The sequence below is a fragment of the Enterobacter sp. DN genome (genome assembly GCF_046054285.1).
Taxonomy (GTDB): Bacteria; Pseudomonadota; Gammaproteobacteria; order Enterobacterales; family Enterobacteriaceae; genus Enterobacter; species Enterobacter hormaechei_C.
The window spans coordinates 123,693-149,134 of sequence record NZ_JBJJTG010000002.1; the positions used below are offsets into that span (position 1 = coordinate 123,693).

21 protein-coding genes are annotated in these 25,442 nt (G+C 55.2%); 12 read left to right on the plus strand and 9 right to left on the minus strand.

Annotated features, from left to right (window positions below):
• Window positions 1-100 precede the first annotated feature (100 nt).
• The 5 genes from ACJTMZ_RS05275 to efeU all read right to left on the minus strand — a co-directional run bounded on the left by ACJTMZ_RS05275 (window position 101) and on the right by efeU (window position 6,605).
• On the minus strand, window positions 101-1,606 hold the full coding sequence (locus ACJTMZ_RS05275) for a sodium:alanine symporter family protein (RefSeq protein WP_017693655.1): 1,506 nt from the start codon (window positions 1,604-1,606) through the stop codon (window positions 101-103).
• Between the two features lie 418 nt (window positions 1,607-2,024).
• Window positions 2,025-2,816 carry a phosphate starvation-inducible protein PhoH gene (gene phoH, locus ACJTMZ_RS05280; protein WP_017384762.1) on the minus strand — a complete coding sequence of 264 codons (792 nt, stop codon included), beginning with the start codon at window positions 2,814-2,816 and terminating at the stop codon, window positions 2,025-2,027.
• Window positions 2,817-3,316: 500 nt separating this feature from the next.
• Window positions 3,317-4,600 (minus strand): iron uptake transporter deferrochelatase/peroxidase subunit, encoded by a 1,284-nt coding sequence (gene efeB / locus ACJTMZ_RS05285; RefSeq protein WP_032619947.1) that lies wholly within the window; start codon window positions 4,598-4,600, stop codon window positions 3,317-3,319.
• A gap of 3 nt (window positions 4,601-4,603) precedes the next feature.
• Window positions 4,604-5,731: an iron uptake system protein EfeO gene (efeO, locus tag ACJTMZ_RS05290; protein ID WP_023303411.1), complete on the minus strand. Its 1,128-nt coding sequence runs from the start codon at window positions 5,729-5,731 to the stop codon at window positions 4,604-4,606.
• Window positions 5,732-5,771: 40 nt separating this feature from the next.
• On the minus strand, window positions 5,772-6,605 hold the full coding sequence (efeU, locus tag ACJTMZ_RS05295) for an iron uptake transporter permease EfeU (RefSeq protein WP_023296293.1): 834 nt from the start codon (window positions 6,603-6,605) through the stop codon (window positions 5,772-5,774).
• Between the two features lie 251 nt (window positions 6,606-6,856).
• On the opposite strand from efeU, the gene ACJTMZ_RS05300 reads away from it, so the two are divergent.
• The gene (locus tag ACJTMZ_RS05300; protein WP_017384766.1) at window positions 6,857-8,041 is read left to right on the plus strand and encodes a NupC/NupG family nucleoside CNT transporter; all 1,185 of its coding nucleotides are present in this window, start codon (window positions 6,857-6,859) and stop codon (window positions 8,039-8,041) included.
• A 72-nt stretch (window positions 8,042-8,113) separates the two neighbouring features.
• Here the strand turns inward: ACJTMZ_RS05300 and ACJTMZ_RS05305 are convergent, their stop codons facing one another.
• Complete coding sequence (locus tag ACJTMZ_RS05305) at window positions 8,114-8,533, minus strand: DUF3574 domain-containing protein (RefSeq protein WP_033487255.1); 420 nt, start codon at window positions 8,531-8,533, stop codon at window positions 8,114-8,116.
• A gap of 72 nt (window positions 8,534-8,605) precedes the next feature.
• Window positions 8,606-10,114, minus strand: a complete 1,509-nt coding sequence (putP, locus tag ACJTMZ_RS05310; RefSeq protein ID WP_017384768.1) for a sodium/proline symporter PutP — start codon at window positions 10,112-10,114, stop codon at window positions 8,606-8,608.
• Window positions 10,115-10,536: 422 nt separating this feature from the next.
• Here putP and putA point away from each other — a divergent pair, with 422 nt between their 5' ends.
• Entirely contained in the window at window positions 10,537-14,499 is a 3,963-nt protein-coding gene (gene putA, locus ACJTMZ_RS05315; protein ID WP_032670923.1) for a trifunctional transcriptional regulator/proline dehydrogenase/L-glutamate gamma-semialdehyde dehydrogenase, read from the plus strand.
• 51 nt (window positions 14,500-14,550) lie between these two features.
• The gene (locus ACJTMZ_RS05320) at window positions 14,551-14,946 is read left to right on the plus strand and encodes a lysozyme inhibitor LprI family protein (protein ID WP_015570864.1); all 396 of its coding nucleotides are present in this window, start codon (window positions 14,551-14,553) and stop codon (window positions 14,944-14,946) included.
• On the opposite strand, the gene rutR is transcribed toward ACJTMZ_RS05320, so the two are convergent.
• Complete coding sequence (gene rutR / locus ACJTMZ_RS05325; RefSeq protein WP_015570865.1) at window positions 14,943-15,581, minus strand: HTH-type transcriptional regulator RutR; 639 nt, start codon at window positions 15,579-15,581, stop codon at window positions 14,943-14,945. The genes ACJTMZ_RS05320 and rutR overlap by 4 nt on opposite strands.
• Before the next feature lie 433 nt (window positions 15,582-16,014).
• On the opposite strand from rutR, the gene ACJTMZ_RS05330 reads away from it, so the two are divergent.
• Both ACJTMZ_RS05330 and ACJTMZ_RS05335 read left to right on the plus strand, forming a co-directional pair.
• Window positions 16,015-16,269 carry an N-acetyltransferase gene (locus tag ACJTMZ_RS05330; protein ID WP_229289434.1) on the plus strand — a complete coding sequence of 85 codons (255 nt, stop codon included), beginning with the start codon at window positions 16,015-16,017 and terminating at the stop codon, window positions 16,267-16,269.
• A 429-nt stretch (window positions 16,270-16,698) separates the two neighbouring features.
• On the plus strand, window positions 16,699-16,872 hold the full coding sequence (locus ACJTMZ_RS05335) for a VOC family protein (RefSeq protein WP_015570867.1): 174 nt from the start codon (window positions 16,699-16,701) through the stop codon (window positions 16,870-16,872).
• A 933-nt stretch (window positions 16,873-17,805) separates the two neighbouring features.
• On the opposite strand, the gene ACJTMZ_RS05340 is transcribed toward ACJTMZ_RS05335, so the two are convergent.
• Window positions 17,806-18,546, minus strand: a complete 741-nt coding sequence (locus tag ACJTMZ_RS05340) for a hypothetical protein (RefSeq protein WP_126340374.1) — start codon at window positions 18,544-18,546, stop codon at window positions 17,806-17,808.
• A gap of 1,443 nt (window positions 18,547-19,989) precedes the next feature.
• Between ACJTMZ_RS05340 and rutA the strand changes: the two genes are divergently transcribed.
• From rutA to rutG, 7 genes are read left to right on the plus strand one after another with little or no spacing between them, the layout of a single operon-like run.
• A complete protein-coding gene (gene rutA / locus ACJTMZ_RS05345; protein ID WP_032647939.1) occupies window positions 19,990-21,081 on the plus strand; it encodes a pyrimidine utilization protein A in 1,092 nt (363 codons plus the stop codon).
• Window positions 21,081-21,770, plus strand: a complete 690-nt coding sequence (rutB, locus tag ACJTMZ_RS05350) for a pyrimidine utilization protein B (protein WP_015570869.1) — start codon at window positions 21,081-21,083, stop codon at window positions 21,768-21,770. The genes rutA and rutB overlap by 1 nt, the downstream gene beginning before the upstream one ends.
• A gap of 11 nt (window positions 21,771-21,781) precedes the next feature.
• Window positions 21,782-22,168: a pyrimidine utilization protein C gene (gene rutC, locus ACJTMZ_RS05355; RefSeq protein ID WP_015570870.1), complete on the plus strand. Its 387-nt coding sequence runs from the start codon at window positions 21,782-21,784 to the stop codon at window positions 22,166-22,168.
• 7 nt (window positions 22,169-22,175) lie between these two features.
• Window positions 22,176-22,976: a pyrimidine utilization protein D gene (rutD, locus tag ACJTMZ_RS05360; protein WP_015570871.1), complete on the plus strand. Its 801-nt coding sequence runs from the start codon at window positions 22,176-22,178 to the stop codon at window positions 22,974-22,976.
• A 9-nt stretch (window positions 22,977-22,985) separates the two neighbouring features.
• A complete protein-coding gene (locus tag ACJTMZ_RS05365; protein WP_015570872.1) occupies window positions 22,986-23,576 on the plus strand; it encodes a malonic semialdehyde reductase in 591 nt (196 codons plus the stop codon).
• Window positions 23,577-23,588: 12 nt separating this feature from the next.
• Window positions 23,589-24,080 (plus strand): NADH-dependent FMN reductase RutF, encoded by a 492-nt coding sequence (rutF, locus tag ACJTMZ_RS05370; RefSeq protein ID WP_015570873.1) that lies wholly within the window; start codon window positions 23,589-23,591, stop codon window positions 24,078-24,080.
• Between the two features lie 21 nt (window positions 24,081-24,101).
• On the plus strand, window positions 24,102-25,424 hold the full coding sequence (gene rutG / locus ACJTMZ_RS05375; RefSeq protein WP_015570874.1) for a pyrimidine utilization transport protein G: 1,323 nt from the start codon (window positions 24,102-24,104) through the stop codon (window positions 25,422-25,424).
• The last annotated feature ends 18 nt before the right edge of the window (window positions 25,425-25,442 follow it).

Below are 25,442 nucleotides of genomic sequence, written 5' to 3' on the forward strand. Positions count from 1 at the left end.
CTGAGAGCGAAGCGAGTCAATCCCCCCGGTGCGACAGGAGCTGCCTCACCTACAAAAAAAGAAAGCCCGTACAAAAGCACGGGCCTGTCTCAACCATTCCTCAGCTATTCAACTTCCCTACCGACTCCTTTCCTTCAGGAGATGAAACCTGCTCAGGCTGAGCACGCGCTTCATCCTTACGCTTCTCCAGCCAGTAATCCGCATTTTTAATCCCCAGCCGAACCGGGTCAAAGTGTGGATCCAACCCCTGTGCATTCTGGATTTCATAATCCTTCAGGCTGGCAAACGCTTTTTTATGCAACAGAACGATGGCAATAATGTTGAGCCATGCCATCAGCCCTACGCCAATATCCCCTAATCCCCAGGCCAGATCCGCGGTGCGTACCGTGCCATATACCGTCGAAGCCATCAGACACAGCTTGAGCAGGAACGTCAGCCACGGGCGATGAATCTTACGGTTGATGTAGGCGATATTCGTTTCAGCGATGTAGTAGTAAGCAATGATCGTGGTGAAGGCAAAGAAGAACAGCGCGATGGCAACAAAGTAATTACCGAAGCCCGGCATCATACTTTCCATTGCCGTCTGGACATATCCCGGTCCTGCGGCCACGCCCGCTATTCCGGTATAGAGCGCTGCGCCGTCGACGCCCTGCACGTTATACAGCCCGGTGATCAACAGCATAAACCCGGTCGCGGAGCAGACAAACAGCGTGTCGATGTACACGGAGAACGCCTGAACCAGCCCCTGTTTCACCGGATGGCTTACGGCCGCCGCCGAGGAGGCATGTGGCCCGGTACCCTGCGCCGCCTCGTTGGAATAGACGCCACGCTTCACGCCCCACATGATGGCCTGGCCCAGAATAGCGCCAAACCCAGCTTCAAGGCCAAAAGCACTTTTCCAGATCAGCAATATAACTGAAGGAAGCTGATCAATATTGATAGCGATAATCACGCACGCCACAATAATATAGCCGAGCGCCATAAACGGAACCACCATACTGCTAAAGCTGGCAATCCTTTTTACGCCACCAAAAATAATAAAACTCAACAGCACAGCAAGTAACGCCGCCGTGACATTTGGGCTCAGACCAAAGGCAATATCCAGGCTCGCACCAATAGAGTTTGCCTGCACACCTGGCAGTAATAATCCGCAGGAGAAAATCGTTACGATGGCAAATAACCATGCGTACCACTTCACGCCTAACCCTTTCTCAATATAAAAGGCAGGACCACCACGATATTCGCCGTTAATTTTCTCTTTATAAACCTGACCTAACGTGGATTCGACAAAAGCAGAGCTTGCCCCCAAAAATGCCACTATCCACATCCAGAAAAGCGCACCGGGTCCACCAAAGGTAATGGCGGTCGCTACACCGGCAATATTCCCTGTCCCCACGCGGCCCGCCAGCGTCATCGTCAGCGCCTGAAACGACGACACGCCTGCCTCGGTAGGACGCCCCTGAAACATCAGGGTAATCATAAGTTTTATATGCCGTAATTGCAGAAAGCGACTACGCAGCGAGAAATAGAGGCCGACACCCAGACATAAAAATATTAACGCCGGGCTCCAGATAACACCATTAATTGCACTAACCAGTTCGTTCATGTATGACCCTTAGCGTGATGTTCCAGAGGAAACGATCCCCTGGCGAGTTTCTTTTTAGAATTTTGTCTGAACAAGTACGAAACATAGATAATTACCCAAAAGACACCAACTTAATTTTTACTGCTTAGTCATGTTCTGTGACAACATTCACGTTTAATTTTAAACCAATAATTAGCATGATCATTATATTCATAGATATTTTGTGGGTATTATAAATACATATCACATTTTCGTGACCTGTATAAAAAGCGTTCGCAGCAAATTAACAGTAATATTATTATTACCGCAAAACGGGGCGTAAATCCCGTTGAATGCTATAGGAAATAAATATGATTTAAAAAAGCCACGCGTGCAGAGGGAATAAAGGAAGCTTCCCGGCATAACGCCGGGAAGAAATGACTTAAAATGTGAAATGATCTTAGTCGGAGTACACTTCCAGCGTTCGTTGGCACAGCGCTGAGCGGACGCAGTCCTCTTTTGTGAAGCGGACCACCCCTATCATCTCATCTTCCTCAAAACGTGACATGGCATCGCTCAGGCCGGACTTCACGCCCGACGGCAGGTCACACTGGGTAATATCGCCGTTGACGATAACCGTCACGTTCTCCCCGAGGCGCGTTAAAAACATCTTCATTTGCGCAGCGGTCACGTTCTGAGCCTCGTCAAGAATGACGACCGCATTTTCAAATGTACGTCCGCGCATATAGGCGAACGGCGCGATTTCCACCTTGCCAATCTCTGGTCGCAGGCAGTACTGCATAAAGGAAGCGCCCAACCGCTTCACCAGCACGTCATAGACGGGCCTGAAGTACGGGGCAAACTTCTCGGAAATATCGCCGGGCAGGAAGCCCAGATCTTCATCCGCTTGCAGTACCGGACGGGTAACGATGATCCTTTCCACGTCCTTATGAATCAGCGCCTCCGCCGCTTTGGCGGCGCTGATCCAGGTTTTCCCGCATCCGGCTTCCCCGGTTGCAAAGATGAGCTGTTTACTCTCGATAGCATTCAGGTAGTGCGCCTGAGCTTCATTCCGCGCCACAATTGGCGATGCATCGCGGCTGTCCCGCGCCATGCCAATGGATTCTACGCCGCTCATCTGCACAAGCGAGGTGACCGATTCTTCTTCACGCTGCTTATGGCTACGTGAATCCCGTCTCAGCACACGTTTTGCTTCACGACGAGCTTTGATCACTGCTTTCTGTCTTCCCATGGATAGCACCTTGAGTTGTTGGTATTCATCACACGCGCCAGCATCGGCACGATTATGCGCACGAACATCAGAGGGTTGGCTTCCTTGTAAGCCATTGCTTGCATTACCGGATGACGATATACAACGGCTACGCGCACCGTTATGCACGTCGGTAGAAAAAGGTTCTTGAGGTGAAGGAGAGAATTTGGTGGTGAAGAAATCGCTGCCGGAGTCTGAGCCTCCGCGCCGGGTACTGCGGTTGATGTGTTTACCTTGTCCAGTACAGGACGCAACCATTCGCGATCTCCATAGTGAGTTAGCATCACTGCCGGGAACTACCGCTGTCTTCTCTTAAGTACATCAGGAATTATCATAAATGCAACATTTATTTTACCTGAATGCAACTTTTAGGACTGCCCCTACATGGAAAATCAGTCTTATATAGAAATATTACAGAAATATAACAATAAGATAGTCCTTCGAAAAAATAATGTCCCCGCGAACTGTCGCAGGGACGATTATCAGGCTTCTATCAGACCCTGAGCGAGCCAGGCGTTCGCGTTACGCGCGCCGGGCAGGGCAAAGAAATAGCCGCCGCCGATGGGCTTAATATATTCCTCCAGCGCTTCGCCGTTGAGCCGCTTCTGCACGGTGAGGAATCCCTTCTCCAGATCGTGCTGATAGCAGACAAACAGCAGTCCCATATCAAGCTGACCGGAGTTGGTCACCCCCAGCGAGTAGCTGTAGCCCCTGCGCATCATGAGGCTGGATTGCGTCTCTTTGGTGCGAGGATTGGCGAGGCGAATATGGCTGTCCAGCGCGATGACATCCCCGTTCGGATCGCGGGCGTAGTTGGGTTCATCGTGCTCGTGCTTCATGCCGAGCGGTGCGCCGGTTTGCTTATCGCGACCGAAGATAGTTTGCTGCTCTTTCAGCGGCGTGCGGTCCCAGAACTCCACGTGGAACTGAATGATACGCACCGCCTGATAGGTGCCTCCGACCGCCCAGGCCGGTTCGCCCTGATCCGCCGTCACCCATACCACGTTCTTCATCAACGCGGTATTGCTGCTGTCCGGGTTGGCGGTGCCGTCTTTGAAGCCCAGCAGGTTGACCGGCGTCTCTTTCCCTTTACTGCGCGCGGCGTGGTCAGAGATAAAACCTTCCCGCTTCCAGCGCACGCTCAGCAGATCCGGGGTGTGCTTGATAATATCGCGCAGGGCATGGATCACCGTATCCTGGGTATTAGCGCAGATCTGCAACAGCAGATCGCCGTGGCACAGCGCCGCGTCGAGAGAATCATTCGGGAATCGCGTCATTTTTTGCAGCGCTTTCGGCTTCTGCTTCGCCAGTCCGTAGCGATCATCAAACAGCGATTCCCCCACCGACACGGTGATGGTCAGATTATCGGGAGCGATAAACGCGCCGAGGATGCCGGAATCCATCGGCGGCAGGCGCGGATTCGGTGTTTCCGGTGCGGGACCGCCGGCGGTGAGGAAGGCAATACGCGTGGTCAACAGCCTGAACAGACGCTCAAGGTCGGCTTTATCACTCGCCAGCGAATCGAAAGCCACCAGCATCATCGAGGCCTGCTGCGGCGTCAGGATCCCCGCCTGGTGCTCACCATAAAACGGCTGCGTTTCCATACGCGCATCCGGGGAGAGCGTGCCAGGGGCGCTTTGCGGTTTTGCCGCATGCGCCACCGGACAGCCTCCCGCCAGGGCAAACGCGCCGCCCAGCGCCCCTACCCCTTTTAACAACCGACGTCGGGAAGGTTCCGCCACGTCGTATTCGTCATGCTTGTTCATCGCTTAATCCAGACCCAGTACGCCACGCAGCAGGGAGAGATCTTCCGCCAGGGTGGTTATCGGGCCTTTCAGCGCGTTACGGTCAGCATCGGTCAGCTTGTCGTAGGTTTCGAACCCGTCTTTGGTGCGGTATTTCGCCAGGATAGCGTCAACTTTCTTAAAGTTGGCATCCACTTTCGCCAGCAGCTCGCCGTTCTCTTTTTGCAGCTGAGGCCTCAGCAGATCGACAATTTTCTGTGCGCCGTCGACGTTCGCCTGGAAGTCCCACAGGTCGGTGTGGCTGTAACGATCTTCTTCACCGCTGATTTTGCTGGCGGCCACTTCTTCAATCAGGCCCGCTGCGCCACCCACCACTTTCGACGGTGGGAATGCCAGCTCGCTGATGCGTTTTTGCAGCTCCAGCACGTCGCTGTTGAGCTGCTCGGCGTATTTCTCCATCCCACTGGTGGAGTTATCGCCAAACAGGGCTTTTTCCAGACGGTGGAAGCCGGTGAATTTCGGATCGGCGGCCTTCTGCTCGTAGTCGTCTTCACGGGCGTCAATGCTGCCATCGAGGTCAGAGAACAGTTCGGCAATCGGCTCAATGCGCTCGTAGTGCTGACGGGTAGGCGCATACAGGGATTTCGCTTTTTCGATGTCGCCCGCTTTCACCGCGTCGGTAAAGGCTTTGGTGCCTGCCACCAGGTCCGCTGTCTCTTTGGTGACGTAGGCTTTATAGGCGGTAATGGCGTCGCCGAGGCTCAGCAGCGCCGTGCCTTTGGCCGCGTCCGCCGTCGCTGCGCCTTTGACGATCAGCTTACCTTTCGGGTTAGTCAGCAGGCCGCAGGTCATGTCATATTCCCCGGGCTGAAGATTTGCGGTCATCTTCTGGCTGAAGCCCGGCGCGATATTCTCGCGCTCTTCCACCACCATCACGCCTTTCAGAATTTCCCACTCCAGCGCCTTCTGGCTGTGGTTCTGAATAATAAACTGCGTTTTACCGCTGTTAACCGTGATGGTCATCGGCTCGCACTGTTTATCGTTGACGGTGACTTTTACCTGCGGAATATCTGCCGCCTGAGCGGTGAAGGCAGACACGAACAGCGCGGCGATGCCTGCGCATAACGCACTACGACGGAACTGAATGGCCATGACTCTTCCCTTTAAAAGTATGTTGTAACTAAAACAGCACTTACGGCGCTACGCGCGACGCCTGCGAGCCGGTACGCGGCGGCATAGCGAACAGGATCAGCGCCGGAACCAGATAGATAAAGTACATCGCCACTTCGCTGACGCTCGGCGTTTCCTGGTAGCCGAAGATCCCTTCGAGCAGGGTACCGGTCAGTGAATGGGTCGACAGGACGTTGCTGAGATCGAACGCCACGTCCTGGAAGTGGTTCCACAGACCCGCTTCGTGGAAGGCGCGGATCGCCCCTGCCGCCAGCCCTGCGGCCACCAGCAGAATAAACAGGCTGGTCCACTTGAAGAACGCGCCCAGGTTAAGACGAATGCCGCCCCAGTAGAGCAGGAAGCCAAGCACAACCGCCGTGGCCAGCCCGAGCACCGCGCCCAGCGGCGGCCAGATGCCCACGTCCTGCTGAAAAGCCGCGAGCAGGAAGAACACAGACTCCAGGCCTTCACGCGCCACGGCGAAAAAGACCATCATGATCAGCGCCCAGCCGTGGTGGTTGCCTTTTTGCAGGGCGTTATCCACCGCCTGCTCAAGCTGTACCTTCACGTTACGGGAGACCTTGCGCATCCAGAACACCATCCAGGTGAGGATCACCACCGCAATCACGGCGACGATCCCTTCAAACAGCTCCTGCTCTTTCTGCGGGAACTCCCCGGTGGTTTCGTTGATGAGGATACCGAGGCCCAGGCAGAGCGCCGCAGCAAGGAAAACCCCAACCCACATGACGCCAATCCAGCGTCCGCGCTGGGTACGCTTCAGATAACTGGCGATAAGGCTAACAATCAGGGCCGCTTCAAGGCCTTCACGTAACATAATGAGAAAAGGAACAAACATGCCGACACCTTAAATGTTTATCGCGGTCAACTGATGCAAAGAAAAGTAAATTCTTGTGATAGTGATTATCATTACGGCAACAAGAAAAACAAGCGAAATGTGTTGCGTTTTGATGACCAGATGTAAACGCATTGCGGAGTAATAATTGCCTGAGTAACCGTTACGTTTATAAGGTATAACGAAAATGCCCATTTACGGTTAACCGGGGCTGTGGCTAAATGTCCGCCTCGAAAACCAACTGAAAATAAGCCATGTTTAAAATTGTCCATTTCCTGCTGGCGCTGGTGATTATTCTTGCGCTCGCCTGGCTGGTGAGTTTCGACCGCCGAAAAATTCGTATTCGTTTCGTTTTACAGCTGATCGTGATCGAAATCGCGCTGGCGTTCTTTTTCCTCCACGCAGAAAGCGGCCTGTTTATTATTAAATACGTTTCCGGTTTCTTTGAGTCGCTGCTTAAATTCGCTGCCGAAGGGACGAATTTTGTCTTTGGCGGGATGGGTGAAAAAGGGCTGGCGTTCATTTTCCTTGGCGTGCTCTGCCCCATTATTTTTATCTCGGCGCTGATTGGTATTCTTCAGCACTGGCGTATTCTGCCGATCTTTATTCGGGTGATCGGGACGCTGCTGTCAAAACTGAACGGCATGGGCAAGCTGGAATCCTTTAACGCGGTGAGTTCGCTGATCCTCGGTCAGTCGGAAAACTTCATTGCCTACAAAGGCGTGCTGGGCGATCTCTCCTCGCGTCGTCTGTTTACGATGGCTGCCACGGCCATGTCGACGGTTTCGCTGTCGATTGTCGGGGCCTATATGACTATGCTCGACGCCAGATTTGTCGTCGCGGCGCTGATCCTGAACATGTTCAGCACCTTTATTATTCTTTCGGTCATTAACCCGGCCCGCCCGGAAGCGGAGCCGGATATCAGGCTGGAAAAACTGCACGAATCCCAGAGCTTCTTTGAAATGCTGGGCGAGTATATTCTGGCCGGTTTTAAGGTGGCGATGATTATTCTGGCGATGCTGATTGGCTTTATCGCCCTTATTAGCGCCATTAACGCCCTCTTCTCCGGCATATTTGGCATGAGCTTCCAGCAGATTCTGGGTTATGTGTTTTATCCGCTGGCGTGGCTTATTGGTATTCCGCTGAGCGATGCCTTAAGCGCGGGGAGCATTATGGCAACTAAACTGGTGGCGAATGAATTTGTGGCGATGATCGAGCTGCAAAAAATAGCCCATCAAATGTCACCGCGCGGGCTGGGGATTTTATCCGTGTTCCTGGTATCGTTCGCTAACTTCGCTTCCATTGGCATTGTGGCGGGGGCAATAAAAGGTCTGAATGAGCAACAGGGTAACGTGGTGTCGCGGTTTGGTTTACGCCTTGTATACGGGGCAACGCTGGTAAGCCTGCTGTCGGCGAGCTTTGCGGGGTTGGTGCTGTAAGTTTTGTGCCCGGCGGCGCTTCGCTTGCACGGGCCTACGATACAACAACGGCGGGTTTCCCGCCGTTTTTCATTAAAACTGCACGCACACCGGCTGGTCGACCCGCATCACCGACTCCTGCGCGAAGCGTGACTTATAGATCCCGCGCAACGCTTCGATATTCTTCTCACTCTGCGCGTCTTTAGCGTGGATCAGCATCAATGCCTTGCTCGGCTCGCGCGCCACTTTTCCATCATTCCCCAGCCACTGACCGCGCGCATCAAATACCGTTAAACCATCGCGAAAGCGTGGCGTCACGTCCTGGTCGACAAACTGCTGCCATTCGTTGCCTGTGATTTGCGCCCCGGCAGGACGGTTTAAGCCGAAATAAAGCGTGGTCTGCTGCATCTGATTTTCTGCTTTGCAGGTTTCCACCGCCGCGTGCTGTGCGGGTGCGCTACAGCCCGCCAGCATCACGAATGCTGCCACCATTAACCCTGTTTTAATTCTCATTGATGAAGACTCACATAGGTGAAAGGACTATCCCCTCTCCCCACCAGGGAGAGGGTTAGGGTGAGGGGAAAATTACTCAGCCTGGAGCTTAGACGGTGGCGCTGAGTGATAGTGCGCGTCCGCCTCCGCAAAGCGTTTCTGCATAGACGCAGACGGCGCTTTACCCAGCAGGCTAAACACCACGATACCGAGGCTGCCGAAGATGAAGCCCGGAATGATTTCGTACAGGCCCAGCCACGCGAACTGTTTCCAGACGATAACGGTTACCGCACCGATAATCATCCCCGCCAGCGCGCCGTTGCGGGTCATGCGTGACCACAGTACAGAGAACAGCACCACCGGACCAAATGCCGCACCGAAGCCCGCCCAGGCGTAGCTCACCAGCCCCAGGACGCGGTTTTCCGGGTTTGCCGCCAGCGCAATCGCCACCAGCGCAACCACCAGCACCATAAAGCGCCCTACCCACACCAGCTCTTTCTGGCTCGCGCCCTTACGCAGGAACGCTTTGTAGAGGTCTTCGGTGATGGCGCTGGAGCACACCAGCAGCTGACAGCTCAGGGTGGACATCACCGCCGCGAGGATCGCGGAGAGCAGAATACCGGCAATCCACGGGTTGAACAGGATCTGCGCCAGCTCGATGAACACGCGCTCGGCGTTCTGGTTCACCGCGCCCGCCTGCGCCGGGTTGTTGTTGAAGTACGCGATACCGAAGAAGCCGACCGCACACGCCCCCGCCAGACACAGGATCATCCACGTCATGCTGATGCGACGCGCGTGAACGATGGTGTGGTGAGAATCCGCCGCCATGAAGCGCGCCAGAATGTGCGGCTGGCCGAAGTAGCCCAGGCCCCAGCCCATCAGAGAGACGATGGCGACGAAGTTCAACCCTTTCAGCATATCGACGTTTTCGATGCTCTTCTGCTTGATCACTTCCAGCGATTCGCCAAAGCCGCCGACGGTGAAAATGACAATCACCGGAGTCAGGATCAGGGCGAAGATCATCAGGCTCGCCTGCACGGTATCGGTCCAGCTTACCGCCAGGAATCCGCCCACGAAGGTATAGAGGATGGTTGCTGCGGCGCCGGCCCACAGGGCGGTTTCATAGCTCATGCCGAAGGTGCTTTCGAACAGGCGCGCGCCCGCCACGATGCCGGAGGCACAGTAGATGGTGAAGAACAGCAGGATCACCACCGCGGAGATAATGCGCAGGATACGGCTGTTATCTTCAAAGCGTCCGGTGAAGTAGTCCGGCAGCGTCAGGGCGTTGTTGTTGGCTTCGGTGTGCACGCGCAGACGGCCTGCCACCAGCTTCCAGTTAATCCACGCGCCAACGGTCAGGCCGATGGCGATCCAGCTTTCGGAGATACCGGAGATGAAAATCGCGCCCGGCAGCCCCATCAGCAGCCAGCCGCTCATGTCGGAAGCGCCCGCAGAGAGTGCGGTGACCATCGGGCCTAAGCTGCGCCCGCCGAGGATGTAGTCGTCAAAGTTTTTAGTGGAACGCCATGCCAAAAACCCTATCAGGATCATGCCAAAAATATAAACGAGAAATGTCACCAGCATCGGTGTGCTAATAGCCATTCAAATTCTCCAAAATGTCGAGCGACAACCGTCCGGGTTGCCTTGTTATGTCATCACCGGAACGTAGTGATGTGTGTATGTGTTTCCGTTGGGCGCGCTATCCTGCCGTATACGCATCCCACTGACAAACGATTTAACACTGCATTTACATGAATTTCATCCCTGGTTTTATACGTCTTTCCTATAGGTTGCACTCGCTCACGCTTTTACGGGTTGCACCTTTAAAAAGTGTTAAGCACCGCATAAAAACTGGGCTCCGAAACCGCCGCACGTTCTTTTTCACAGCCAACTAATCGTTAACAATCCATTCATTTTCCAGCTTGCAGACCAGGTCACATTTAACACGGTTGCACAAAGTTGCAACATGGTGGATATTTCACGCTATCAACAGAACGCTATTACAGAACAACAGGAGTTTTGGCATGGGGATGACCACCATGGGGGTTAAGCTGGATGACGCTACCCGCGAACGGATTAAAACCGCTGCGACCCGCATCGACCGCACACCGCACTGGTTAATCAAGCAGGCGATTTTTAACTATCTGGAAAGACTGGAGAGTGAAGAAGGTCTGCCGGAGCTGCCTGCCCTGCTGGCGGGTGCAGCGAACGAAAGCGAAGAGGCCGCGACGGCCGTTGAAGAGAACCACCAGCCGTTCCTGGAATTTGCCGAGCAGATCCTGCCGCAGTCCGTCAGCCGCGCCGCCATTACCGGCGCCTACCGCCGTGCCGAAACCGACGCCGTGCCGATGCTCCTGGAGCAGGCGCGCCTGCCGGAAGCCGTTGCCGCTCAGGCGCACAGCCTCGCGTATCAGCTCGCCGACAAGCTGCGTAACCAGAAAACCGCCAGCGGACGCGCCGGTATGGTGCAGGGTCTGTTGCAGGAGTTCTCCCTCTCCTCGCAGGAAGGCGTGGCGCTGATGTGTCTGGCGGAAGCGCTGCTGCGTATTCCGGATAAAGCCACCCGCGATGCCCTGATCCGCGACAAAATCAGTAACGGCAACTGGCACTCCCACATTGGCCGCAGTCCGTCCCTGTTCGTTAACGCCGCCACCTGGGGCCTGCTGTTTACCGGCAAGCTGGTCTCCACCCATAACGAAGCCAACCTGTCGCGCTCTCTGAACCGCATCATCGGCAAGAGCGGCGAGCCGCTGATCCGCAAGGGCGTGGACATGGCGATGCGCCTGATGGGCGAGCAGTTCGTCACCGGGGAAACCATTGCCGAAGCGCTGGCGAACGCCCGCAAGCTGGAAGACAAAGGCTTCCGCTACTCCTACGACATGCTGGGTGAAGCGGCGCTGACCGCCGCCGACGCGCAGGCCTACATGGTCTCTTACCAGCAGGCGATCCACGCCATCGGTAAAGCGTCCAACGGTCGCGGTATTTATGAAGGTCCGGGCATCTCTATCAAGCTTTCCGCCCTGCACCCGCGCTACAGCCGTGCGCAGTACGACCGGGTGATGGAAGAACTCTACCCGCGCCTGAAGTCCCTGACCCTGCTGGCGCGCCAGTATGACATCGGCATCAACATCGACGCCGAAGAGGCGGACCGTCTGGAGATCTCCCTCGACCTGCTGGAAAAACTGTGCTTCGAGCCGGAGCTGGCGGGCTGGAACGGGATTGGTTTCGTTATCCAGGCCTACCAGAAACGCTGTCCGTTCGTCATTGATTACCTGATTGACCTGGCCAGCCGCAGCCGTCGCCGCCTGATGATCCGTCTGGTGAAGGGCGCCTACTGGGACAGCGAAATCAAACGCGCCCAGATGGAAGGTCTGGAAGGTTATCCGGTCTATACCCGCAAGGTCTATACCGACGTCTCTTACCTCGCCTGCGCGAAAAAACTGCTCGGCGTGCCGAACCTGATTTATCCTCAGTTCGCCACCCACAACGCCCACACCCTGGCGGCGATCTACAGCCTCGCGGGTCAGAACTACTATCCGGGCCAGTACGAGTTCCAGTGCCTGCACGGCATGGGTGAACCGCTGTACGAGCAAGTGACCGGTAAAGTGGCCGACGGCAAGCTGAACCGTCCGTGCCGAATCTATGCCCCGGTAGGTACCCACGAAACCCTGCTGGCCTACCTGGTGCGTCGTCTGCTGGAGAACGGGGCGAACACCTCCTTCGTTAACCGCATCGCCGATACCACCCTGCCGCTGGACGAACTGGTGGCCGATCCGGTACAGGCCGTTGAGAAGATGGCGGCGCAGGAAGGCCAGATTGGTCTGCCGCATCCGAAGATTGCCCTGCCGCGCGAGCTGTATGGTGCAGGTCGCGTCAACTCGGCGGGTCTGGATCTCGCCAACGAACACCGTCTGGCGTCGCTCTCTTCTGCCCTGCTAAACAGCGCATTGCAGAAGTGGCAGGCCAGGCCGATCCTTGAGCAGTCCGTTGAGGACGGTGAAATGCAGCCGGTGATCAACCCGGCAGAGCCGAAGGATATCGTCGGCTACGTGCGCGAAGCCACGGAAACGGAAGTGGAGCAGGCCCTGGAGAGCGCGGTGAACAACGCGCCAATCTGGTTTGCCACCCCGCCGCAGGAGCGTGCCGCCATTCTGGAACGCGCGGCGGTGCTGATGGAAGATCAGATGCAGCAGCTTATCGGCATTCTGGTGCGTGAAGCGGGTAAAACCTTCAGCAACGCCATCGCCGAAGTGCGCGAGGCGGTCGACTTCCTGCACTACTACGCCGGTCAGGTGCGCGATGATTTCGACAACGAAACCCACCGTCCGCTCGGCCCGGTGGTGTGTATCAGCCCGTGGAACTTCCCGCTGGCGATCTTCACCGGCCAGATTGCCGCGGCGCTGGCCGCAGGCAACAGCGTGCTGGCAAAACCGGCAGAGCAGACCCCGCTGATCGCCGCCCAGGGCATTAACATTCTGCTGGAAGCGGGCGTACCGGCGGGCGTGGTGCAGCTGCTGCCAGGGCGCGGTGAAACGGTCGGGGCCAAACTGACCTCCGATAACCGCGTACGCGGCGTGATGTTTACCGGTTCTACCGAAGTGGCCTCCCTGCTACAACGCAACATCGCCACCCGTCTGGATGCGCAGGGCCGTCCTACCCCGCTGATCGCTGAAACCGGCGGCATGAACGCCATGATCGTGGACTCCTCCGCGCTCACCGAGCAGGTCGTCGTTGACGTGCTGGCCTCTGCCTTCGACAGCGCGGGCCAACGCTGTTCCGCCCTGCGCGTACTGTGCTTACAGGATGACGTGGCTGACCACACGCTGAAGATGCTGCGCGGTGCGATGGCGGAATGCCGCATGGGCAACCCGGGCCGTCTCACCACCGACATCGGGCCGGTCATCGACGCGGAAGCCAAAGCCAACATTGAAAACCACATTCAGACCATGCGTGCCAAAGGCCGTCCGGTGTTCCAGGCGGTGCGCGAGAACAGCGAAGATGCCCGCGAGTGGCAGACCGGCACCTTCGTGCCGCCAACGCTGATTGAGCTGGCAAGCTTCGACGAGCTGAAAAAAGAGGTCTTCGGTCCGGTACTGCACGTGGTGCGCTACAACCGTAACAACCTCAACGAGCTGATCGATCAGATCAACGCTTCGGGTTACGGCCTGACGCTTGGCGTGCATACCCGTATCGACGAAACCATTGCCCAGGTGACCGGCAATGCTAAAGTCGGCAACCTGTACGTCAACCGCAACATGGTTGGCGCGGTCGTGGGCGTGCAGCCGTTCGGCGGTGAAGGTCTCTCCGGCACCGGCCCGAAAGCGGGCGGTCCGCTCTATCTGTACCGCCTGCTGGCAAACCGTCCGGAAAATGCGCTGGGCGTGACGCTGGCGCGTCAGGACGCGGAATATCCGGTAGATGCGCAGGTGAAAGCCGTGCTGACCCAGCCGCTGGACGCGCTGATTAAGTGGGCTGAAAATCGTCCCGAGCTGCATGCGATTGCACAGCAGTACGGCGAGCTGGCGCAGGCGGGAACACAGCGTCTGCTGCCGGGTCCAACCGGTGAGCGCAACACCTGGACGCTGATGCCGCGCGAGCGTGTGCTGTGCGTGGCGGATAACGAGGAGGATGCACTGGTGCAGCTGGCAGCCGCAACGGCAACGGGCTGTGAGGTGCTGTGGCCGGAAGATGCCCTGCATCGCGACCTCGCCAAACAGTTGCCAAAAGCGGTCTCGGCCCGCATTCGCTTTGCGAAGGCCGATGCCCTGCTGACCCAGCCGTTTGACGCGGTGATCTACCACGGTGATTCCGACCAGCTGCGCGAACTGTGCGAGCAGGTGGCGGCCCGCAGCGGCGCGATTGTCTCGGTGCAGGGCTTCGCCCGCGGGGAGACCAACCTGCTGCTGGAGCGCCTGTACGTTGAGCGCTCGCTCAGCGTTAACACCGCGGCGGCGGGCGGTAACGCCAGCCTGATGACAATCGGCTAACGCTGTGCTAATAAGGCTCCGGAGACGGAGCCTTATTTTATTGGGGAGTGTATGAAACGATATCTTATCGCAGGCGCAGCACTGCTGCTCAGCGCCAGCGCGCTGGCCGACGAGTGCGACAAAGCGACCACCCAGACAGAACTCAGTGCCTGTGCGGCAGAGCAGTACCAGGCTGCGGATAAAAAGCTCAACCAGACGTACCAGGCCGCCATCAAACGCGCGGCAGCCCCTCAGCGCGACCTGCTGAAAAAGGCGCAGCAGGCGTGGATCGCCCTGCGTGACGCAGACTGTAAATTGATGGGTTCAGGAACCGAAGGTGGCACTATTCAGCCGATGATTATCAACCAGTGCCTGACGGAGAAAACAGCGGAGCGCGAAGCCTTTCTGGCCTCGTTGATGCAGTGTGAAGAGGGCAATTTAAGCTGCCCTTTCCAACCGGCTGATTAGCGCACACGGATCCCTTCGATAATCATCCGCTGCACGTTATCCAGCGTACTCTGGAAAAACGCCTCGTCCTGGAGCGTTTTACCGGTCACCGCCTCGACCTGGGCCGCGAAGTCAGCGTAGTGCTGGGTTGAGGCCCAAATCATGAAGATCAGATGATGCGGATCGACGGGCGCCAGTTTTCCGCTGGCGACCCATCCGGCAATAATGGCCGATTTATCGTCCACCAGCTGCTTTAAATCGCCGGTCAGCTCCGCCTGCAACAGCGGCGCGCCCTGCAACATCTCCAGGCAGAACAGCCTTGATGCCTGCGGGTAATCACGCGATACCTCCAGCTTCAGGCGTATGTACTCCTCTATCGCCACCAGCGGGGCCAGCTCTTCGCGAAATGCTTTAAGTGGTGCGAGCCAGATATCCAGGATCTGCTGCATCACCGCCACATACAGCGCCTCTTTCGACGGGTAGTAGTAGAGCAGATTGGTCTTGGACACCCCGGCCTGCTCCGCCACCTGCTCAAGGCGCGTACCGTGAATACCAAACTGCGAAAATGTCTCCAGCGCGGCGCTGAGGATCGCCTGTTTCTTGGCGCTCACCGCCTGCGAACGTTTACCGGGTGTTTTCACTGCGCCTTGTGTCATTTTCGCTCTCCTTATTGGTTTGCCATAGCATAGCAAAAGCCCTGCTTTCTCTCGACATTTTGGGGAGCGGGGCTGCACCAAATCAAAAAGGAAAATGTACGGACAGGTAGACTTAACAGCCCACTTATATTACAAATTTGATATCACTTTTTTCTCGTTAAGTAAGGGCTTTTCCCATGCCTTTAGTCATACGACAAGCAACATTAGCCGATTCAGTATTACTAAAAGAGCTTGGCTATCGCATCTATCCAGCGCACTTTAAGCATATGTGGCAGTCAGAATCAGGATTGTATAATTATTTGGAATGTGAATATTCTCTTCCTGTTATTGAGCAGAATATTAATGACAAAACATAAGCTGGTATATAGCGGAAATAGATCAGCCGATTAGTTTTGCGAAGCTGACATGGCAAGCGACTACCCCTAATACAGACATTAGTGGTGTTCTTCTTGACAAACTCTACCTTGCCCCAACTAAAACGAATCAGCATTACGGTCAATTAATGTTTAAAAAAGTCATAGATCTTGCCCGAAGTGATGGAAAAAAATTTTTATGGTTGGAGGTTCTCGAGCAAAACGAACATGCTCATAGATTCTATAAAAAGCAGGGAATGCAATACATCAGCGACATCGTTTTCGAAACAGAGTCACAGCGGAGCATACTCAAGATAATGGGGATGTGTATATAACGTCTGATTTTCGCTCACAGCGGACCTTCGGTGCTGGCTGCATCGTGTCAGGAGTGGACCTTACAAATATCAGCGCGAGAATCAATAGAGAACAAACATACCAGCTCTGGGAGAGATCGTTTCACACAGGTAAAGAACAGACGCAATCACCAATTCTTATACCAAATCCAACCTCACCCGATGGTTTAATGTTTTACTGTTATTCTTCTTTGCTGACGAGAGTAAAAAATGATTGACCACACCGGATTCAACGTCATAAATCTTGAAGACAGTAAGTAATGTTACACAAATGTTCTTGCCAGTCTTGGTCATGTTATCCGGCTTGAATTTCCGGGCAAGGCGGTAGGTTTTGGTCCCGCCCAACTCGATGAAGGGCAAGATCCTGGCGGTGCGTTCTGGTTAACACAGGGAACTCCCTCCACACCCCGAATGCATCTTGCCTTCAATGCAAAAAACAAAGAGGATGTTGAGGCATTCCACCGTGTCGCCCTCCAGGCAGGTGGAAAAGATAATGGTGCGCCGGGTTACAGGCCCCATTATCACCCTGGATATTACGCCGCGTTCATCCTTGATCCTGATGGGTACAATATAGAGGCGGTTTAACACGAGACGCGATAGTCGCTAATATACTTCCCCAATGCTGATAGACGATCCTGCGCAAATATTCAGGCAGGATCGTCTGACGGGTGGTATCAGTTCAGTAAAAGCGTTGGTCAATTAATGCGTTTGGCATAATTACTTTCTCTGTATCATGAAAAGCGCTTACATCATTTCCTGTATTTCCGTTCCTCTGCTCATAGCAGCCGGTCAACTACCGTGATTTCTGAAGGTGTATCGGCTGTTATTTTACATAAATGGACGGAACTTCCTGTTTGTCAGGGTGACACGGAAAAGGACACAGGCGATACTTATCCTGGAAGATCGAGAGCTGACTGCTTTAGATTACAACAAAACTGGTCTGAAATATTGCTGAAATGGCGCGTTCCGGGTCTGAATCCCAGAAAATTGGCCCACGAAGCACCACGGTAGAAAACCCAGTTTTGCAGTATGGGGGATTATTATGGCTGAAGTCGTAGCTCATTTTTTGTCTTCGCTAACGCTGCGGGAGTTTCGTCGTTAAATGCCTCCCATGCCCTGACGGATATAGACAGAACAGTCTGAGCATCCCGAGGAAGCAGATATTACAATGAAAGGATCAGTGATGTATAATCAATGATGCCAAAATTAACGGTGTTTTTTGTGGTATGGAGACTGCCTGCTCTGGCTTTTCTTCTTTTGGTTTTTATGGTTTTAAAATACGAGTCCGGTCTTGGGAAAATCTCACTAGCAGCATTTATTTGTTTAGTTGCAGTTGTTTTATATAGGATATTTTTGAACTGATATGTTATCAGTCCCAGTGGATATAAAATGCTGTATGTCCAAGTGATTGCGGAGAATTAAAAGAGTGAAGAAAAGACGGCTGGTGCGGCTCGATGGCTGCATCCAGCTCTTATTGGGAGTGCATCTAGTGGGATCGCATGATAGATGATTTTTTAATCAACATTGCGAGTAGTGGTTATAAATATCCCGCCCTCCCTTCTGCGATAGTTTGAAAACATTACCCGGTTCATTACACATGCGACTTTCATAAAAGTTATCCGTTGTTATATTATGTAAACAGATAAGTCGTGTTCCATAGGTAACATCTTCGCGATCACTAGGAATTACTTCGTGTTCCGGTCCATACCAATATAGTTTGGCTTTATCGCCCTTTGCAATAAATGGAGCTGGATCACCAGAAGCCTCCTTATACTCAAATGTAAATTTTTCTCCATCACAAACCATATTCACCATGCATTTTGTATAACTTGTACTATAAGACAAATCTGAACCAGTATTGGGCTCGTATACAGTTACTTTTCTTCTCTCCCGGTATACAGAGTCTATTGTAACTATTCTTCGGTTGAGTTCCTTAGGTAATCTTAGGTTTAGCTCGTAATCTTGTTTATGCTGGCAACTTTTTGATAAGTTTGTAACAGAGGAAAATAAATCTTTTTCTTGCATAAGGTTTTTTCGCATCAAATCTCGAAATTGAATGAATTCATCTGAGTATGTATGACAAAAATTAAGGAGTGTCAGGATAAAACCAAACAAACTTAGTAATAAAAATGGGACATAACATACAAATATATCAGTGCTAGATGAGTAATACGCACCTATAGAAAGTGTACATAAAATCAGACCAAGCAATACAGCTAAAGATGCAGATTTACCACGATTTCTTTCAGTGTCCATCATTCTGAACTCGATGCAATCGCAATCTCCTAGCCAGCATATCCTATAGCTATTAGGTGATATTTTATATACAATGATATAAAGATCGCTGTTTTTGGGAATGCATTCAATGGAATTAAAATTTGGTGTGACTGGTCTCAGATCGTAGTAACTTAAATAATAGTAGAACTCATTGTAGGTGATTCTTACGTATGAGGCATTGTTACCTTTCTCATCACACATTCTGTCGATTTTTACTTTGTCAAAAGGCAACCTGAGGCATTTATACATATCTTTGCGACCTAAATTATGTTTGATGTTTATGTCCTGGCACAAATTATAGAAGAAACAGGTCATGAAAACAATTCATACACATGATACATGGATTTGTGAAATATATTTACATGGTGAATTTCCCATTACCTGAAATTGGACAGAACAACCTGAACGTCCAAGCTGGTGATTGCTCCGAACCGTTGAATTCGCAGCCAGCAGCGGGCTTTTAGTTGTTGTCAATGGGAGGGTATTTCAGCAAAATGAGGTTACCTTTAAACACGGCAATTTTTTATGCAGTCTCCAACTATTAAATCTAGCTCCGGCAGGAGTTACTAACTCATAGAATAAAGGATGCACGGGATCGGATTATGCGTACTCATAAACAGAATAAGCCTCGTAAACTGTATTGCAGCGTCAACACAACTACGCGGCACCATTCTAATAATCCAGGTGCTGAATATTGCTGGGAACGTAATCGTAAAAGAGTCGGGGATGAACTACTGGCCAAGCGCGAGTCAATACATGGCGGACAGAAGCATGGCCGAGACTACACACCATTGTTTTATTTTCTGATCAAAAAGATTGGCAAATCGTGGAATGAAATATTCAGCGAAGTATGTGTACGTCTTGATACCACCGAGCCTGTATTCTGGTTGGTCGCGCTACATGAGCATCAGCGAAGGGATTTATTCTGCATTGGCGAAAGCAGTTTTTATCCGGGTCTGTTTGTTGATGAGAATGGAATTCTGCAAGAGGTAAATACTTCAATCACGATAAAGGATGTTAAGGTGGCTTGCCGCTGCTGCACACACACACTTATATTGGAGAATCTGTACCCTGGATAGATTGAATAACAACACCTTTTATCCTGCCACGGGTGCGGCCCTCATCAGCAACGAGAGCGATTACTAACTTTTGCTTTTTGCTCAATGCGGACGACCCGCTCCCCAATCCCTTACCGCCCCTGCACCGCCATCGCGCACCGTTGCCTGTTTGCGTGCATCTATTTTGACCATTTAGTCCACTTTATTTGCACTCTATTCACCAACCTTGCGTTAACACATTAACAATAAAGCCCTTTTAAAAACTGGCATCCCCTTTGCAAAACCCTTTTCACGAGGCTGAACAGGATATGCAGGATGCAGCGCCACGTCTGACTTTCACCCACACAGAGATGAAGAGAGGTTCGTGATGAAAATTGGCGTATTTGTACCGATCGGCAACAACGGCTGGCTTATCTCGACCACTGCCCCGCAATACATGCCGACCTTTGAGCTGAATAAAGCCATCGTGCAGAAAGCGGAGCACTACCACTTCGACTTTGCGCTCTCGATGATCAAGCTGCGCGGTTTCGGCGGTAAGACCGAATTCTGGGACCACAACCTGGAGTCTTTCACCCTGATGGCGGGCCTGGCGGCGGTAACCTCGCGCATCCAGATTTACGCCACCGCCGCCACCCTTACCCTTCCCCCGGCAATCGTGGCGCGGATGGCCTCCACCATCGACTCCATCTCCGGCGGGCGCTTTGGCGTTAACCTGGTCACCGGCTGGCAAAAGCCGGAGTACGAGCAGATGGGGATCTGGCCGGGGGACGATTACTTCTCCCGTCGCTACGACTACCTGACTGAATATGTGCAGGTGCTGCGCGATCTGTGGGGCACCGGCAAAAGCGATTTCAAAGGCGACTTCTTCACCATGAACGACTGCCGCGTCAGCCCGCAGCCGTCGGTGCCGATGAAGGTGATATGCGCCGGGCAGAGCGACGCGGGAATGGAATTTTCCGCGAAATACGCCGACTTCAACTTCTGCTTCGGCAAAGGCGTTAACACCCCGGCCGCCTTCGCGCCCACCGCGGCACGCATGAAAGCGGCCGCCGACAAAACCGGGCGCGACGTGGGCTCCTATGTGCTGTTTATGGTGATCGCCGACGAAACCGACGACGCCGCGCGCGCCAAATGGGAACGATACAAGGACGGCGCGGATGACGACGCGCTGAGCTGGCTTACCGAGCAGAGCCAGAAGGATACCCGCTCCGGCGCGGACACCAATGTGCGCCAGATGGCCGACCCGACGTCTGCCGTCAATATCAACATGGGCACCCTGGTTGGCTCGTATGCCAGCGTCGCCAGAATGCTCGACGAAGTGGCTGCCGTGCCCGGCGCCGAAGGCGTGCTGCTGACCTTCGATGATTTTCTCACCGGCGTGGAAACCTTCGGCGAGCGCATTCAGCCGCTGATGCAGTGCCGCGCCCACATCCCTGCCGTGACGAAGGAGGTGGCGTAATGACGACCCTCAACGCTCGCCCGGAAGCCCTTACCTTTGACGCGCAGCGCAGCGCGCTGATCGTGGTGGATATGCAAAACGCCTATGCCAGTAAAGGCGGGTATCTGGATCTGGCCGGGTTTGACGTCTCCACCACGCAGCCGGTGATTGAGAACATCAAAACCGCCGTGAGCGCCGCGCGTGCTGCGGGCATGCTGATCATCTGGTTCCAGAACGGCTGGGACGACCAGTACGTCGAGGCTGGCGGTCCCGGTTCCCCCAACTTTCACAAATCCAACGCCCTGAAAACCATGCGTCAACGGCCCGAACTCCAGGGCACGCTGCTGGCGAAAGGCGGCTGGGATTATCAGCTGGTGGATGAGCTGGTACCGGAACCCGGCGATATCGTGCTGCCGAAACCGCGCTACAGCGGCTTTTTCAATACCCCGCTCGACAGCCTGCTGCGCAGCCGGGGCATTCGTCATCTGGTCTTTACGGGCATAGCCACCAACGTGTGCGTGGAGTCGACCCTGCGCGACGGCTTTTTCCTCGAGTATTTTGGGGTGGTACTGGAGGATGCCACCCATCAGGCCGGGCCGGATTTTGCCCAGAAAGCCGCCCTGTTCAATATCGAAACCTTTTTTGGCTGGGTCAGTAACGTCAATGATTTCTGCGACGCGCTGGATCCCCCGCTCGCCCGCATCGCCTGAGGAGAACCGCTATGCCGAAATCCGTGATTATTCCGCCGGGCACCAGCACCCCGATTGCCCCGTTTGTCCCCGGCACCCTCGCCGACGGCGTGGTGTATGTCTCGGGCACGCTGCCGTTTGATAAAGACAACAACGTGGTGTTTATCGATGACCCAAAGGCGCAAACCCGCCACGTGCTGGAGACAATCAAAACCGTGATCGAAACGGCGGGTGGGACGATGGAGGACGTGACCTTCAACAGCATCTTTATCACCGACTGGAAAAACTACGCCGCGATTAACGAGATTTACGCGGAGTTTTTCCCCGGCGATAAACCGGCGCGGTTTTGCATCCAGTGCGGGCTGGTAAAGCCCGAAGCGCTGGTTGAAATTGCCACCGTTGCGCACATTGCGAAGTGAGGCGGCCATGAAACTGTCCATTTCACCGCCCCCCTTTGCGGGCGCGCCCGTGGTGGTACTGATTGCCGGGCTCGGCGGCAGCGGCAGCTACTGGCTGCCCCAGCTCGCCGTGCTGGGGCAGGAGTATCAGGTGGTGTGCTACGACCAGCGGGGCACGGGGAATAACCCGGATACCCTGCCGGAAGACTACACCCTCGCACACATGGCCGACGAGCTTGCGCTGGCGTTAGCCGAGGCCGGGATCGCCCGTTACTGCGTGGTCGGCCACGCGCTGGGGGCGCTGGTCGGCCTGCGGCTGGCCATCGATAAGCCCGACGCCCTCACCGCGCTGGTCTGCGTCAACGGCTGGCTGACCCTCAATGCCCATACCCGCCGCTGTTTTGACGTTCGCGAACGCCTGCTGCATGCGGGCGGCGCGCAGGCGTGGGTAGAGGCACAGCCGCTGTTCCTCTACCCGGCAGACTGGATGGCCGCCCGCGCCCCGCGGCTTGAGGCCGAGGAGGCGCTGGCGCTGGCCCATTTTCAGGGCAAAGCCAATCTGCTGCGCAGGCTGCATGCCCTGAAGCAGGCCGATTTCAGCCGCCACGCTGCACGCGTTCGCTGCCCCGTACAGATTATCTGTTCCACCGACGATCTGCTGGTGCCGTCCGTCTGCTCCGCTGAACTGCACGCCGCCCTCCCGCACGCCCGCAAAACGGTCATGCGCCAGGGCGGGCATGCCTGCAACGTGACCGTGCCGGACATCTTTAACACTCTGCTGCTGAACGGGCTTGCCAGCCTGCTGCACAGCCCAGAACCCGCTTTGTAAGGAGCTTGAATGAGCGAAGCCATCACGCCCGCCGCGCTGGAAACGCTGTTTACCGGCGCACGTACCCATAACGGCTGGCTGGATATATCGGTCAGTGACGAGACGCTGCGCGAGATTTATGACCTGATGAAATGGGGGCCGACATCCGCCAACTGCTCCCCGGCGCGCATTGTGTTTGTGCGAAGCCCGGAAGGAAAAGAGAAGCTGCGCCCGGCGCTCTCCAGCGGCAACCTTGAGAAAACGCTCACTGCCCCGGTCACGGCGATTGTCGCCTGGGACAGCGAGTTTTATGAGCGCCTGCCTGAACTGTTCCCGCACGGCGATGCCAGAAGCTGGTTTACCGCAAGCCCCGCGCTGGCGGAAGAGACCGCCTTTCGCAACAGCTCAATGCAGGCCGCGTACCTGATTTTCGCCTGCCGCGCGCTCGGGCTGGACACCGGGCCGATGTCGGGTTTTGACCGGGAAAAAGTGGACGCGGCCTTTTTCACGGGCACGCTACTCAAAAGCAATCTGCTGATTAACATCGGCTATGGCGATACGACCAAACTGTACGGACGCCTGCCGCGTCTGGCCTTTGACGATGCCTGCGGGCTGGCGTAAGGAGCGAACGTGATGACACCGGATAAACAAACCTTTCGCGACGCTATGGCCTGCGTCGGCGCAGCGGTCAATATCATTACCACCGACGGCCCGGCAGGCCTGGCGGGCTTCACCGCCAGCGCGGTATGCAGCGTCACGGATTCCCCGCCTACCCTGCTGGTGTGCCTGAACCGCGGCGCGTCGGTCTGGCCGATTTTCAGCGAGAACCGCACCCTGTGCGTTAACACGCTGAGTGCCGGACAGGAGCCTTTATCCAACCTGTTTGGCGGGAAAACGCCGATGGCGGACCGCTTTGCCGCTGCCCGCTGGCAGACAGGCGACACGGGCTGCCCGCGTCTGGAAAATGCGCTGGCCTCGTTCGACTGCCGTATCAGCCAGGTGGTGAGCGTTGGCACTCACGACATTCTGTTTTGCGACATTGTATCCATCGTACGCCACCCGGCGCCGCAAGGGCTGGTGTGGTTCGACCGCGGCTATCACGCGCTTATGCGACCCGCCTGTTAATCCGCATTCAGGAGACAGATCATGTTCGGACTTCCCCACTGGCAGTTGAAATCGACCTCCACAGAAGAAGGCGTGGTCGCGCCGGATGAAAGGCTCCCGCTCGGGCAGACCATGGTGATGGGCGTGCAGCATGCGGTCGCGATGTTTGGTGCGACGGTGCTGATGCCCATGCTGATGGGGCTGGATCCTAACCTCGCCATTTTGATGTCGGGTATGGGTACCCTGCTGTTCTTTTTTGTCACCGGCGGGCGTGTGCCCAGCTATCTGGGCTCCAGCGCCGCCTTCGTGGGGGTGGTCATTGCAGCGACCGGGTTTAACGGTCAGGGTATTAACCCCAACCTGAGCGTGGCCCTCGGCGGCATTATCGCCTGTGGGCTGGTCTACACCCTGACCGGTCTGGTGGTGATGAAAGTCGGCACGCGCTGGATCGAGCGGATGATGCCCCCCGTCGTCACCGGGGCGGTGGTGATGGCGATAGGCCTGAACCTCGCGCCGATTGCGGTGAAGAGCGTTTCCGGCTCACCATTTGAAAGCTGGATGGCGGTGATAACGGTGCTGTGCATCGGCGTGGTGGCGGTCTTTACGCGCGGCATGATCCAACGGCTGCTGATCCTGGTCGGGCTGATTGCGGCCTGTCTGGTCTACGCGCTGCTGGCGAACGTGTTCGGTCTCGGCAAACCGGTTGATTTCACACTGATTCACCAGGCCGCCTGGTTCGGCCTGCCGCAGATGACCTCCCCCACCTTTAACGCTCAGGCGATGATGCTCATCGCGCCTGTCGCGGTGATTCTGGTGGCTGAAAACCTGGGCCACCTGAAAGCCGTAGCGGGAATGACCGGGTGCAATATGGATCCGTATATGGGGCGGGCGTTTGTGGGAGACGGTCTGGCGACCATGCTATCCGGCTCGGTCGGCGGCAGCGGCGTGACGACCTACGCGGAAAACATCGGCGTGATGGCAGTGACCAAAGTCTATTCGACGCTGGTCTTCGTGGCGGCGGCGGTGATGGCGATGCTGCTCGGCTTTTCCCCAAAATTCGGCGCATTGATCCACACCATCCCGGCCCCCGTGATTGGCGGCGCCTCGATTGTGGTATTTGGTCTGATTGCCGTGGCAGGGGCACGTATCTGGGTGCAGAATCATGTTGATCTGAGCCAGAACGGTAACCTGATCATGGTGGCGGTAACGCTGGTGCTGGGGGCGGGTGATTTCGCCCTGACGCTGGGCGGGTTTACGGTGGGCGGGATTGGCACGGCGACCTTCGGCGCGATCCTGCTCAACGCCCTGCTGAGCCGCCGGATGGCTGCCGCGCCGCAGGGCGCCGTGGTGACTCAGGATCCGTGAAATCAACACGTCGGGTAA

Coding starts and splice junctions, on each gene's coding strand:
- phoH (WP_017384762.1), bottom strand. CDS start 2,816: ATGGGAAGACAGAAAGCAGTGATCAAAGCTCGTCGTGAAGCAAAACGT.
- putP (WP_017384768.1), bottom strand. CDS start 10,114: ATGGCTATTAGCACACCGATGCTGGTGACATTTCTCGTTTATATTTTT.
- ACJTMZ_RS05275 (WP_017693655.1), bottom strand. CDS start 1,606: ATGAACGAACTGGTTAGTGCAATTAATGGTGTTATCTGGAGCCCGGCG.
- ACJTMZ_RS05365 (WP_015570872.1), top strand. CDS start 22,986: ATGAGCGAAGCCATCACGCCCGCCGCGCTGGAAACGCTGTTTACCGGC.
- rutA (WP_032647939.1), top strand. CDS start 19,990: ATGAAAATTGGCGTATTTGTACCGATCGGCAACAACGGCTGGCTTATC.
- rutF (WP_015570873.1), top strand. CDS start 23,589: ATGACACCGGATAAACAAACCTTTCGCGACGCTATGGCCTGCGTCGGC.
- efeO (WP_023303411.1), bottom strand. CDS start 5,731: ATGGCCATTCAGTTCCGTCGTAGTGCGTTATGCGCAGGCATCGCCGCG.
- rutR (WP_015570865.1), bottom strand. CDS start 15,581: ATGACACAAGGCGCAGTGAAAACACCCGGTAAACGTTCGCAGGCGGTG.
- rutD (WP_015570871.1), top strand. CDS start 22,176: ATGAAACTGTCCATTTCACCGCCCCCCTTTGCGGGCGCGCCCGTGGTG.
- rutC (WP_015570870.1), top strand. CDS start 21,782: ATGCCGAAATCCGTGATTATTCCGCCGGGCACCAGCACCCCGATTGCC.
- ACJTMZ_RS05335 (WP_015570867.1), top strand. CDS start 16,699: ATGCATCTTGCCTTCAATGCAAAAAACAAAGAGGATGTTGAGGCATTC.
- putA (WP_032670923.1), top strand. CDS start 10,537: ATGGGGATGACCACCATGGGGGTTAAGCTGGATGACGCTACCCGCGAA.
- rutB (WP_015570869.1), top strand. CDS start 21,081: ATGACGACCCTCAACGCTCGCCCGGAAGCCCTTACCTTTGACGCGCAG.
- efeU (WP_023296293.1), bottom strand. CDS start 6,605: ATGTTTGTTCCTTTTCTCATTATGTTACGTGAAGGCCTTGAAGCGGCC.
- ACJTMZ_RS05340 (WP_126340374.1), bottom strand. CDS start 18,546: ATGATGGACACTGAAAGAAATCGTGGTAAATCTGCATCTTTAGCTGTA.
- ACJTMZ_RS05300 (WP_017384766.1), top strand. CDS start 6,857: ATGTTTAAAATTGTCCATTTCCTGCTGGCGCTGGTGATTATTCTTGCG.
- ACJTMZ_RS05320 (WP_015570864.1), top strand. CDS start 14,551: ATGAAACGATATCTTATCGCAGGCGCAGCACTGCTGCTCAGCGCCAGC.
- rutG (WP_015570874.1), top strand. CDS start 24,102: ATGTTCGGACTTCCCCACTGGCAGTTGAAATCGACCTCCACAGAAGAA.
- efeB (WP_032619947.1), bottom strand. CDS start 4,600: ATGAACAAGCATGACGAATACGACGTGGCGGAACCTTCCCGACGTCGG.
- ACJTMZ_RS05305 (WP_033487255.1), bottom strand. CDS start 8,533: ATGAGAATTAAAACAGGGTTAATGGTGGCAGCATTCGTGATGCTGGCG.